The sequence below is a fragment of the Catenovulum adriaticum genome (genome assembly GCF_026725475.1).
In the GTDB taxonomy this organism is placed as follows: Bacteria; Pseudomonadota; Gammaproteobacteria; order Enterobacterales; family Alteromonadaceae; genus Catenovulum; species Catenovulum adriaticum.
Window position 1 is genome coordinate 260,512 of record NZ_CP109966.1, and the last position, 14,063, is coordinate 274,574.

General features: G+C 41.6%; 5 protein-coding genes. 4 read left to right on the top strand and 1 reads right to left on the bottom strand.

Annotation, left to right across the window (positions count from 1 at the left end):
• Positions 1-190: 190 nt before the first annotated feature.
• Together OLW01_RS14800 and OLW01_RS14805 are read left to right on the top strand one after the other, a co-directional pair.
• Positions 191-3,172, top strand: coding sequence for an alpha-L-rhamnosidase-related protein (locus tag OLW01_RS14800; RefSeq protein ID WP_268076705.1), 2,982 nt, complete (start codon positions 191-193; stop codon positions 3,170-3,172).
• 458 nt (positions 3,173-3,630) lie between these two features.
• Positions 3,631-3,837: a hypothetical protein gene (locus OLW01_RS14805; RefSeq protein WP_268076706.1), complete on the top strand. Its 207-nt coding sequence runs from the start codon at positions 3,631-3,633 to the stop codon at positions 3,835-3,837.
• A 147-nt stretch (positions 3,838-3,984) separates the two neighbouring features.
• On the opposite strand, the gene OLW01_RS14810 is transcribed toward OLW01_RS14805, so the two are convergent.
• A complete protein-coding gene (locus OLW01_RS14810; protein ID WP_268076707.1) occupies positions 3,985-8,631 on the bottom strand; it encodes a GH32 C-terminal domain-containing protein in 4,647 nt (1,548 codons plus the stop codon).
• Between the two features lie 259 nt (positions 8,632-8,890).
• Here OLW01_RS14810 and OLW01_RS14815 point away from each other — a divergent pair, with 259 nt between their 5' ends.
• Both OLW01_RS14815 and OLW01_RS14820 read left to right on the top strand, forming a co-directional pair.
• The gene (locus OLW01_RS14815; RefSeq protein WP_268076708.1) at positions 8,891-13,678 is read left to right on the top strand and encodes a GH32 C-terminal domain-containing protein; all 4,788 of its coding nucleotides are present in this window, start codon (positions 8,891-8,893) and stop codon (positions 13,676-13,678) included.
• A 159-nt stretch (positions 13,679-13,837) separates the two neighbouring features.
• Complete coding sequence (locus OLW01_RS14820) at positions 13,838-14,050, top strand: GH32 C-terminal domain-containing protein (RefSeq protein WP_268076709.1); 213 nt, start codon at positions 13,838-13,840, stop codon at positions 14,048-14,050.
• The last annotated feature ends 13 nt before the right edge of the window (positions 14,051-14,063 follow it).

The following is a 14,063-nucleotide window of genomic DNA, read 5'->3' on the forward strand; positions in this document are numbered from 1 at the left end:
ACTGGGCTTTACATCGCTAAAACTACACTGTTAAAAGCTTGTGTAAATTTATTTAATGCCACTGGTGCTGTATATACACCAGAAAAACTCAATTTGATTAAGTTAATTTCACTTAACAAGTGCATTGCAAAATACTTACAATCTATATATGATAACAAACTTAATCGTTTAAGATGGGGGTTGGTGTAAGATGAGTCCAGTAATAAAATTTTGTCCAATGGCCGTTGTAATAAGTGGTCTGATGCTAGGAACAGTTGGCTGTGGCCCTGAGCTAAAGCAGAAACATGAAGAGCAAAATAGAACCCAAATTAAAGTATCTGAGCCGTTATATTTACGAGGATCTTTTAATAGTTGGGGAACCACAGCACCACTTAAAAAAGTTTCTGACAAGCAATACATAACTCAAGTGGATTTAGGTTTAGGTGTGCATAGCTTTAAAATTGCTTCTCAGGATTGGGCATCACAGTGGGCACTGGATTCAATAAAAATGGTGGAGTTCGAGCTGTCGAAAAAGTTAGAGCAGCCACTAGCTCTGACACAGAATTCAACTTCTAAAGAAGTACGTATGTTAGTAGAGCAGCCGGGTGAATATGAGTTTACTCTAAAATGGCAAAAAGGCTCACCTGTAGTGATGTTAAAACGCATTGTCTCAGAAAAGCTAGCTCAGCAAGCGCCGCTTGGCGATCCAGAACAAACTCAAAAGCTGATTTATCAAAGCTATGATAAACAACCTTTAACGGCTAGTTTTTCGGTAACAGACGAACAAAATGGTTTGCGTACCTATGTACACCAAACCACACAGAAATTACGTGACCCTGTCCCTCAGTTTTCAGTTTATGCCGAAGATGAAGCTTTTCCTCAGGTGCGCTCGGGCAGTATTGCGTTTGATGCCTTGTTTGCCTTGGCGGTTGACGAATTTAAATTAGACTCGGTCGAAAAAATTAGAGATTCAAGTTATAACAAGGGGCAAGCCATAGATTGTGCATGTTTTGAAACGGGGGAAAAATGGCATTATGTATGGACTCGTGATTTAGCATACGCTGCACATTTAGGTTTAGCATTGCTCGATCCTGAGCGAGTGAAAAACTCATTAGAGTTTAAGTTATCTGGCTATCGCGAGGGTATTGATAAACCTAAATATGCGGCTGGTAGTATGAGTGGTTTACAAGTGATTCAAGATACTGGCAGTGGTGGAAGTTGGCCAATTAGTACTGATCGAGTGACATGGGCGTTTGGTGCCGATGCGGCAATCAATATGCTTTCTAGCGATTCTCGCCGTGAGTTCTCTGGGCAAGCATTTGAAGCATTAGCTAACACAATAGAGAATGACAGATTAGCAACCTACAATGCCCAAACAGGCTTATACGGTGGCGAGCAGTCATTTCTAGATTGGCGTGAGCAAAGTTATGCTGCTTGGATTGCAGATGACTTAACTTCCATGGCTAGTAGTCAATCGCTTTCAACCAATGTTGCACATTATCAGGCGATACGCTTAGCGGCTGATTTGGCGGATGAGCTTAAACAGAATGAATTAACAAATAAATATAAAAATTGGGCAAAAGCGCTTAAACAGGCGATTAATGAACGTTTTTGGTTGGCCGAAAAAGGCTTATATTCCAGTTTAACCGCAGGTCATTTTGACACAGTTGCGATGGCGAAATTTGACTGGTTAGGACAATCTTTAGCCATTATCACTGGCATTGCGGACAAGCAAAAAGCACAGCAAATTTTAGCCAATTATCCGCATGGTCCAATGGGGGCGCCTGTAATATTTCCGCAACAGTCTGGGATCCCGGTTTATCATAATCGGGCGATCTGGCCATTTGTAACCGCCTACGGCTTAAAAGCTGCGATTGTAGGTGACAACTATCGGGTTGCCGATGCCGCTTATCAAACCTTAATTCGCAGTGCTGCCCTTAACTTATCTAATATGGAAAATTTAGAATGGTTGTCAGCTCAGTCGGTTTGGTTAGAAAAAGCGAACCCAGAGCTGTCTGGACCTGTCATTAACTCTAAGCGTCAATTATGGTCGGTAGCGGCTTATTTAAATATGGTGGTTGAAGGTATTTTTGGTGTTCAAGTGAATAAAGGTAAGCTTGGGGTAAAACCCTATATTACAACCGAACTGGCAAACCAGTTTTTCACTGATACTAAAAACATTGAGCTATCTAACCTGACATGGCGCGGTAAAAAGATTACGGTAAATATTGAAGGTCCGCTGACAAAAGATAATAAACAAGGTGTTTATCAGCTGGCTGAAATTAAATTGAACGGACAACAGTTAGATAATTCTGTAATTGAAGAAGGCCAATTGACCAAGCAAAATAAAATACTCATTAAGTTGATGGCACCAGCGCACCAAGTACGTGAGATTAACCTAGTGGATTCGATGCCAGGTGTCAATGATCCCAATGTCTTTGCGCCGTATGAACCTACTCTGAGTTTAATCAGTACAGACGCAGGTGTTAAGATAACCATTATTGATGATAAAAACGGTGCTGATGTTAGTTATCAAATTTTTAGAAATGGTGAGCAATTAATTGATGCTTTACCGCAAAAAAGTTGGTTTGACGCAACTGCGCCTGAATATCAAGCCTGTTATTCGGTCGCTGCTATTTATAACCGCTCGGGCCATGCGTCGCATCATAGCCCTGTTGTTTGTACGCAGCAAGGTTATGTAATTACTGTCGAAAACCAACAAGTTAGTAGTAATAAACCGATTGTTAAAACTGATCTGGGAGCCAGTTTAAAAAATTGGGGAGCGCCGGAAGACAGTTTAATAATTAAAGATATTGAGGTTGAGCAAAGTGGTAAGTACGCATTGCAATTCAAATATACTAATCACCAGCATGATATTAATACTGGTATTACCAACGGCGTTAAATGGCTGCGTGTAATGGATAACAATAAGCAAGTTATACATGAGGGCGTGGTTCAATTACCTCACACAAAAGTTGCCAATGGTTTAGCCTATTCTACGCCGGTTGAGGTTACTTTAGCACAAGGTACTTATGTTGTGAGTCTGCATGATTTTTATAATATGAGCTATTTAACCAACAACCAGACCTATATAGCAGCGGGCGGTACTAATGGGCCGGTTAATCAGTTTGATTTGTATGGCTTGAAAGTGATGCCTACAGGGAGCGCAGATACAAGCAGTCATCAATACTGATTAGGTTTTCATACATCAGAGTTAAGCGTAATGTAGCCAAAATTAACGCTTATTTAATGGAATCTCATGAGCTTTTATCATAAGCAAACTTTGTAGCGATGACATACGTTTATATTTTGCTGGTTTGGATATCACGGTGTTTTTTTAATCAAGATAATAAGAAGAAGTGTTAAGCCATTGGGAGCATTTAAACGTGAAAGAAAATAAAAAATATCAAGCATTACGCTTTTCTTTGCTCGCTAGCTCAGAAGGGATGTGGGAGATGCAAATTTTTGAGCTAGTTAAGCTCCTTAAAAAATTCCTTGTGGTAGTGCGTCAATGTTTCAAATGAAAGAAAACCTCCTTCGAGCTGCCAGGAGTGACAAATCTTTACAAAACGATGGTATTGTTATTGCCAACGCAAAAAATGAGAGTGATTCAGTTTATGCTGTGGCTAATCAAAAAACGTTTAGTGACTTTTGTCTCGAATTTTTTATAAAATAAGGCCAAGAGTAAATGAGCGCTTTTGTTCTTATCTAACTACTGAAGCTAAAAAGCGGTTTAATGCTAAGCAGTTAGATAGCTTTACTGATGATTTCAATGCTTTTTGGAAAGATATGGATAAATACGATGCTAAAGGTCATAGCTGGGATCGTCAAAATACAGTCAATGCTTGTCGACGATAATACCGTTTTAACTAAACCTTAAGTCGCCGTTTAATATTGACTACAATGCCGAGCTTACTGAGCATCATATCGGCAATGTTTTAACAATAAAAAACCGCAGCACAGGGCTGCGGTTTTGGTTACTTATAAAACCTTTACTTGGCTAATCTATTCAACTGGAATCAATATATGGTCAATATTCAGGTGACCCCATCCGCCGGTTGCATTGTCGACAACTTTTAAATAAAGGTTCTGGCCTATGTAGTCGCTGCCATCTATTACTTTTCGCTGGTAAGCTTCACTGTTATTGCCAGTTACTTTTGCCAGTTCTTGCCCGCTAGAGGCGTCAACTAAAGCAACATAGGTTTGCTCAGCTAAATCACCACCACTAATCAGCAATGGAATTTGGCCGTTACCACTTAATTTGAATGTTTGAGATTGCATAGTACCAGTTTGGCTATCACCACCGTCTTTAAATCCCCATAAATGTTGATTTCCGTGATGATTAAACGCATAACATTCAGTCCAATAACATGTTTCTGTGGCCAAATCGGCTATAGAAAAAGCATTGCCGGTAATTGACCAATCAGACAAGTCTGCACCTTCAAAGTAGTACACTATAGGTTGTGGTATGACATACAGGGGGATGCGCACATCATCAATGTTGATATGTCCAAAACCACCTGTTTCGTTATCAACAACTTGTAGGTATAGCGTTTCGCCAATGTAGCTTGTGGCGTCAAATACAGTTTCTATATATCCTTCAATGTTGCTACCCGTTGCTTTGTACAAAATGGCATCGTCAGAACTGCGTACTAAAGCAACATATAAGTTGTTGATGTTATCGCCACCGCCAACTTTAAACCTAACTTGACCATCACCACCTAAGACAAAATCATTGGTGCGCATACTACCGGTTTGGCTGTCACCACCGTCTTGGAACGACCACATATGATAGGTTCCTTGATGATTAAATTGCTCAGTGCCCCAGTAGGTTGTTGCCGTAGATATATCTGCAGTTGAAAACGCTAAACCTGTGGTTGTCCAACCGCTCAAATCACCTGTTTCAAAATCTAGCACTAACTCTGTCGGTGCAGTAGAGACTGAAGACGTTACAACTATTGAATCTGAAAGCGCGCCATCGAATGTACTTGCGGTAATGGTTGCAGTGCCAGCGCTTAAAGCAGTCATAACACCATTTTTATTTACGCTTACAATGTGCGGCGCACTCGATATCCAATTAACGGTTGCATCACAAGTGTTTGTTGGCAGCACACTCGCGGTAAGGTTGAGTGATTCACCGACAGTTAATGCAGTTGAACTCGTGTTTAGTGCAATGCTGGTTGGTGGATTGCCTGGCCCCGCAGATGGGAATTGTCCAGACAAGTTATCGGCAACTGGCACGCGAACATAGTCAAGGTTGATGTGTCCCCAACCGCCGGTACTGCTGTCAACCAATTTTAAATAAACTGATTGGCCAATATATGCAGATGCATCCATCACTTTTTCTTCATAGGTTTCTCTGTTTGCCCCTGTTGCCCACAATAATTCAGTGTCTGTATTTGCATCGACCAATGCTAAATATAAATTGCTGAGGTCGCGGCCACCCGAAATTAAGAATTGTATTTGGCCGTCACCTTCCAATACAAAATTGCCGGTACGCATTTCGCCTACATCGCTATCGCCACCGTCAAAAAAGCTCCATAGGTGATAAAACCCATGTAAATTAAATTGCCCTGCAAACCAGTGGGTCGCTGTTGAAACATCTTCGTCTTTAAAAGCACTACCTTGTACCACGCACCAATTGGTTAAGTAGCCTGTTTCAAAGTCGTAATTTAATACACCATTTGTTGCGCTAAATTCAACGCCGCTGCTGGTGTATACGGATGAACCGAACAGTTCAGGGTCAGTGTATAACAATGCTGCTGGGTCAATATCGACTGTTAGATCATTGATATCTACATCGTAATCTGATGCATTACCAGTTAGCGTAATTACCGCGGTTTGGCTGTTTTGAATGGTTATTTGGTAACCCACTCCTGCAGGCAAGTTGGAGATTGTCCACTCAGTTGCATTAAATGTATCAAAGCTATTATTTAGCAAAGAAACGGTAATTACTTCACCATTTTCGCTTCCTTCGGTTATTTGACCATCATAGCTTAACGATATTTGTGTCACCGGCTCTATGCTAGCGGTAAATTCAATACCTTTAGCATTTACCACTTCTGGCAGTTGGCTGTTGACTAGCTGATTACCGTTTACGCTTAATGTGGCGTTTATGATGTTGGCGTCGTAGTCGCCTGTTGTATTGCCCGACAATGTTATATCCACTTGGCTGTCAGAAACACGCGTTATGCTGCCAATGGTCACGCCAACGGGTAAACCACTAAAATTCCATTGGTTACTATCTAATACAGATTTGAATTGATTGTTTTGCAGGGTCGCAGTAATGACTTCTCCATTTTCAGCTTGTTCGAGTATTTCGCCGTCAAATGACAATTCTATAATACTATGCTCAGCAACATTAATATCGCCAAGTTGGTAAACATCGACTTGATTAAAATCAGTTGTACCGCCATTTGAATATAGATATAAATCTACGCTATCTGCTTTTGACGGGTATATTCTGTTTTCAAATACAGCTTTATCGTTGATAAAAACGGCAATCGCTGAGTGATCAACAAATACTTGAAACTTACTCGGTTTTCCAAAGGCGATTTCATCGTATCTGTCTTTATAAACGCCTGTTTCTTCCATGCCGGCGGTCAGTGTGGTTTTGGTTTTGTCTATGACTATGTCTTCACCATCATAGTAGATTTTGGTTAGCTCCGATTTATCAGCAGAAGTGCTGATATAAAAACCATATTCATCTGCTGTGTTGTTTGCATCAACCTCTATGAGCATTTCTATTTGGTTGCCACTGGCGGCAAGTTTGTATTCGTTAGCGACCGATATATTGTTTTCAGTTACCAGTGAGCTAGTAATACGTAAATCTTTGAGATTTTCGGCAGGGGTTTGACCAATGGTTAATCCATCTTCAAGTAAACGCCATTCTCTGGGTAAGCTAAATACATGTGCCCAACCTAAATCATTTTGCATTTGTGAGTTTGTACGCTCGTCAATTATGCCGATTGAGGTGAGTTTGCCTTGGTTATCACGAACCACAGTGGGGGAGAGGTGCCCGTGGATCACATCTAAATTTTTGGGGGCTGAAAAGTCAGGTATAAATTGCCCTGCATTTCCGTTTACATTTTCTTGCCAAGTGCCAATCCAATAAACGCTTCTAACATAAGGCGCAACCGTTTTATTCATTGCACCGCCAATAGGGGCAACAACCAGTGCGTATTTATCTATGCCGTTGTGTTTGCCAATAAATTCGAACACTGGCATTTCCCATATGCCGGCGCCAATGCCCATTTGTCCATAAGGAATGGATGAAAAGCTATGTGGTGCACGTTGCCAGTTGCCAGTTGTGATATCGTTACTTGTATAATATTCTACAGCGCCGCTAGAACCCGTACCTGCACCAACTAGCATGTGCCAAGTATTGCCAGTTCTAAAAATGTAAGGGTCTCTAAAATCAGCAATTCCACCCGGGTTTGGGTCGTTTTTATCTATTATGCCGCCATGCAGTGTCCAGTTTTCTAATTTAGCATCAGTACTGGTCGCCCACGCAACGCCTGGATTGTAGTCGCCATTGTAATTAACAGTTGTATAAAAAGCATGAGCCGTACCGAAGTCGTCTACGACAACATCGCCAGACCAAATACCTTTAGAGCCTAGGCCATTTATAGCGCCAATATTTTGCCTTGGGTAGAATGCGTCTTTCAAATTTTCCCAAACGAGCAAATTGTCACTGGCCATATTGCCCCAATGCATCATGGTTTTATAAGGCCCATTAGGCGTACGTTGGTAAAACATATGAAATTTACCATTGTACTCAACCAAACCATGCGGTTCATTTGTCCAGTTGGCGGGCGGCATTGCATGATACCTGGGTTTTAAGTCGTCATCTGCAAAACGAGTGTCCGGCACGGCTAACGAGGGTTGCCATGGTGTGTTTTTGCCCGCGTCATATGCGCCAACAAATGCACTGTCAGCTATCGCTACATCATGGATTTTTGTTTCATCGTACGCGGCGTTAATCGCATTAATTTCAAAGACACCATCAATTTGCGGAGTGTAACTGCGGCCAATTACCATATCTGTAGTGGGTGCTAAAATCGCATCGCCAGTTTGGGTAAATTGTTCAGCAACCTTTTGCCCGTTAACAAACAGTTTTATCAGACCGTTATCTATGGTTGCTGCTAAATGTGTCCAATCATATAACGGAAAGCTATCAGGTGCGGTGACACTGTATTCTTGGCCGTTAATATTGATGGTAAACCACCAAGTCCCGTAGGTGTTTATGCCAAAATTAAAACCATTTATGCCACTTTTCTGGTGCCAGAGTGAAGAAGGCATATGGTTATTTTCATGTGTAGAGGGGTAGCTTTCTAACGCAATCCAAGTTTCAAATGTTAACGCGTTGACTTGTGTTGAATTGAATGGCCCTGTCATCCAAGTTGAGTAACCGTCAGTACGTAGTGCATTGCCATATATACCTGGTGTGCGTTCTGGCGGGTTATTGGTGTAGTGTGTTGAGAATGTCGTGGCATTTATAACATCTTGAGTATTTTGCGTTCCATTTGTTTCGTCATAAAGCAATGCAAAGAGTGGTGCTGCGCTCACTGTGTTAGATAGCAATAGACCTGCGGCTAGGCAAGCTTTGATACAGTTTGTTGTGATTTGATTATTGTTGTTATCTTTTTTCATTGTGACACCTTTGTCTTTTTAGTCGTTATTAAAATATTAAACAACGTTGTTTATTCTAGGGTGTGTAGTAATTATTGCAAATATAATTTACATTTATTTAACAAGTTATTGGTTTTAATGATTTTATTAGATTAATATTTGAGATGTTTACTAGAAGAAACCCAAAATTCTCAGAATAACAGTTAATTTCTTGTAATTTTTTTGCTTTCAATGTAAATTTAAACAACGTTGTTTTATTTGGCATAAATTAGGTAACATCATGACTGTACAAAATGTATGTAAGCTGAGTGCGCTCGCACTGGCAATCTCGTCCCTCTCTGGCTGTTTAGTTGATGGTAGTGGGCAAATTAACCCTGACGAATTTAAGCCTGACCAGGTTAAAGATGATCAAGGTGACAACACTGACCAAAGTGAACCTATAGAATTGCAGGAGCTGGTTCATTTAGAATTTGATGAGGTATCAGGTGTTACGGAAACAATAAATCAATTTGATCAAACTCAGTTTAATATTTCAAATGCGTTTACAAATCCGGAACGAGTGCCGGGTATCGAAGGCAATGCTCTGCGAACCGATGGTTTTTCTACTTGGGTGACGGGTAATCCCGATTTAGCTAATTTATCTGAAATGACCATAGAGAGTTGGGTTGCGTTAGAAAGCTACCCGAGTGATCATGAAACTGGACACGCAAATTTGTCTCCAGCCTCGTTTATTTCAAAAATGAAAGATGGCAAAGGGTTTAGTATTGATATTAATACCTTTGGTCAATGGCAATTTAATGTATCAATCAATGGTACTATGTATAATTTACAAGCGCCTGACGTTTTCCCTTTGTATAGCTGGAACCATATTGCTGCAGTAGTTGATGGTTTTAACGGTAATATTAAACTGTATTTAAATGGTGTAGAAGTCGCGACTACGGATACTAACCCTATTGGCGGCAAAATAGACAAGGTTGATTCTGATTTGCTCATTGCAAAAAGTCATGCAACGACATCTTCAGGGCCATTTTCTGTCATTAATGGATTAAATGGCGCGTTTGATGAAGTTAAGATTTACCAAGGTAGTAAATCGGCAGATGCGTTTACCACAAACACTCAGATAAAAGATGACGCTCATCCGTTAGGTACTATCTCACTTGAAACACCAGAGAGCCGTTTTATTGATGATCCGCTCCGGCCTATTTTTCATGCTATGCCACCTGCCAACTGGGCAAATGAACCACATGGTTTGGTTGAGTTTAAAGGCCAGTATCATATGTTTTACCAGCGCACACCAAATGGCCCGTTTAAAACCCAAATGCATTGGGGTCATATGAAGTCAGATAATTTTGCTAACTGGACACATATGCAAGATGCGCTCTGGCCAGAGGTAGAGCAGGGCGGTACTAACGGCTTTGATATGAAGGGCATATGGTCGGGTGATGTCGTTGTTGAAGGTGATACAGCCTATGCGTTTTACACGAATGTGAATCATACAGGGCCGTTTAATCCGGGCGTGGCAGTTGCAATCAGTTCGGATGCTGATTTACAAAATTGGACAAAATTAGGCCCGATTATTGACCGCACTGGGGTTGATGATATGCGTGATCCGTATTTATGGAAAGACGGCGACACGTGGCACATGATAGTCGGTGCAATAAAGGGTGGTCATGGCGCACTGTTGCACTTATCAACTACGGATATTACGGACGGAAATAGCTGGCAATCTAGCGACTTTATGGCCGATTTCTCGGCGCTAACAGCACCAGATGGCTCAAAAGACGGACTCACCAATGTTTTATGGGAAATGCCGGTATTCGACAAAATTTCAGACGATAAATATATATTGCTCGTTAACCCTGTCGGTGATGGATACAAACCCAGAGGTTTGTACTGGATTGGCAGTTGGACAAATGGCCAATTCGTACCGGACGATACCCAAGCTAAATATTTAGATTTAATTGTCGGCCATATATCACCAACGGTTGCGCGCAATGCGGACGGATTATTAACTGCGATTGGTATAGTCGATGAAAGACGTTCTTCTGAAGCTCAGTTAGCTGCAGGCTGGACACAAACCTTTTCAGCACCCCGCGTTTGGTCGTTAGCTGCAGACGGCGCGACTATTCAGCAAGCACCCGCTGCTCAGTTAAGTGATTTACGTTTGAACAACAGTTTACGCCAGCAATCTAACTTGGTTGTTAATGGCGAAACGCTGTTAGATGCGAAAGGACGCCGAGTAGAAATTATCGCTGAACTAGATGCAACGGATACAGCGAACAAATACGGTGTGGTTATTGCTGCGTCTGCTGACGGCGAAGAAAAAACCGTTATTTATTACGATGCAGTGAATAAAAACATTGTTTTGGATAAAACAAAATCAACCACTTCAGACAGTGCGTTTGAGCTCACCGAACAAGCCGGCAGTTATGACGAAACGGCATTTGGTAAACCAGAAAAATTCCATATATTTGTTGATGGTTCAGTAGTAGATGTATTTATCAACGACAAAGCGGCCTTTTCTTTTAGGGTTTATCCAACAAAAGATGACAGCAATCACATCGCGCTTTATTCGCAAGCAGCGGATACTGAGTTTACCGAGGTTCAGGTATATCAATTGGCGGATATGCAGAATCGACGAACTTTTATTTCAGCAACAGCAGACACGGATGGCATTATTGAAGAAAAAGAAGACGGCGAAGTTATTACAGTTAGCGTGACTAATAATACATTTGCACAAACTCTAGATATTAATAACTGGCAAGCTATCAATTTACCAAATGGCGTCAGTTTAGGCAGTGTTAACCGTATTGACGACACGACAGCTGAAATAACGCTATCTGGCAATTCGAGTGATGACTTTGATGTCAATATTTCTAATATCGAGTTGAGTATTGCGGCAGATCAGTTTGTCTCTATGCCTGTTCCGGCAGACGTTAGGGGATTCGGCCCAACTATTAACGCAGAAGTTGAAGCGGTAACGTCTGCAGCGTTAACCATAGATGGTGATGCGCAAGCGACTATCAGCGAAGGTTCTGAAAGTGGTCAGACTATTTCAGTTGCTTTAACCAATAACACTTTTGTTGATCTGGTTGATAAATCACATTGGACAGCGCAAAACTTACCGACAGGTTTAGATTTCACCTTGACTCGAGTCGCCAACAATCAAGTCGATATTCAAATTACCGGTACTGCTGAAAGCTATGGAAACCAAGATAAGTTGGTGACCTTCAGGATCGCAGCTGATGCCTTCAGCCAAGCCGATCCTGAATTGTTTGGCCAAGCGGCTATGTCGACTTCTATTTTGTTTAAAGCCAACAAAGTATTTAACGCAACTTTGCCAGTTGATGGGCAAAGCAATGCCTTAGTTATTGGGCGATTTGATGGCGCTCAGGCCACGCTAGCACAAGGCTGGTCAGCTTCTGGTGATTTTGCAAACCCCGCTACTGAAGGCGCTTGGCGGGGGACAACAACAAATAGTGCATCAGCGCAAATAGGTGATGCAGCAGTCAGTACCTGTGAAATGAACGGCAATGCCAAAGGATGTGACCAAAGCACTGGTCGTTTAACCTCGCCAATATTCACCTTAACGAAAGACAACTTATATACCTTGCTCGCCGGTGGTGAAAACAATAGCAAGGCTGTTGGTATTCGAGTACTCGATACTGCAGGTAATTTATTACATAACTATTCACCAGCGAGTTGTGGCCCTGCAAATATTGATGGTGATGATGATTGGACAGTTATTCAGGCCAGTGCATTAAAAGGCGCAAATATTCGAGCACAATTTTATGACGAAGAATCAGGCGGCTGCGGGTTTGTTAGTTTTGATCACTTGTTCCAAAGTGATGCAGCTAAAAGTGACACTATGCTTGATGGTGGCACGGTAACCTTAACGGCAGAGCAAAGTGCCAATTTAACATACGGTGTAAGCTTGCCATATCAAGATTCTGATTCAAATGTCATTGGTTCATTTGATGATGCGCAAGCAATGATTTCAGATGGTTGGGTTGCTACCGGTGATTTTGCTAACCCTGGATCAGCCACTGCATGGCACGGTTTAACCACAAATGCGGCTGATTCAGCCAGAGTGGGTGCGGGTGGTACAACAAGTTGTGAGTTAAATGGTAATCCTTGTGATGCCAGTACGGGGACATTGACCTCGCCTTTATTTGATGTAACTGCCGAGCAGTCAATGTTGGCATTGCTTATTTCTGGTGGTAACGCAGAAATGACAAATGATGTCGGTATTCGAGTGTTGGATGCCTCAGATGCTGAGTTAACGCGTTTGAACCCGGGTACGTGCGGCGATGCTTACGTAAAAAATGATAGTCATTGGAAAACCATTGATTTATCTGCTTATGTTGGTCAACAAGTTAAAGTAGAGGTGTTTGATAATGAAACCGGCGGCTGTGGGTTTATTAGTGTTGATCATATTCATTTAACGTCTGGTGAAGCAATTGATCCAAACTATGTTGATTTTAACTTTGTTGCAACGGATTACGCTGAAGCCAACCCAGATCAAACACTTACCAATATCACTGTGAATGCTGATTCTTTTACACAGGTTATCGGCAGTTTTGACAGCCCAACTGCAATGTTAGCAGATGGTTGGTCTGTAACAGGGGATTTTGCAAACCCAGCAGATGACACGGCTTGGGCTGGCACGACCAGTTTTAATGATGCGGCTAAAGTGGGCACAAATGCGGTGAGTACCTGTGAATTAAACAACAATGCGAATGGTTGTGATCAGCCAGTGGGTACATTAACTTCTCCGACATTTAAAATAGATGCAGCTAGACCGCACTTGAACTTTTTAATGTCAGGGGGCAATGGCAGTGCGCCTGTTGGCTTAAAAGTCATCAATCCAGCAAACGATGCAGTAATCGCACAATATACACCAAATTCCTGCGCTGACTCTCGGGTACTGGGTGATCAGCATTGGCAAACAATCGACTTAAGTGATTATGTTGAGCAATTTGTGCAAGTGGTTGTGTTTGATGAAGAACCAGGCGGCTGCGGCTTTGTCAGCTTTGATCATCTGCATTTAAGCAGTAGCTCAAAATAGTCGAGTTAAATTTGTTCGTTTACATGGCTAACGCTCAAAGATGAGCGTTAGCTTTTTTCATTTTAAGTGCTACAGGAAGAGAATCACAACAAATAGTAAAACAGGCAGTTTGTCGGTTGTTAGAATCCAAGCGGGCAAAGGTTTGACGAAGACTTTCCGATGGTACAAGTTGCAGCTATTTCAACTAAACAGAATTATTCAGTTCGAATTGTTCAAGATGATTCGTCAATAGAAGTATTTGTTGAAGACGGTAAATCGATCATTACTTCGTTGGTTTTTCCTAACAAACCTTTTAACCAAATTCACTTACAATCTGAGCAAAGCAGCCTAGTGACAAATTGGCAAATCAGTCAGTTAAAATCTATTTGGTAGATCCATCCTAATA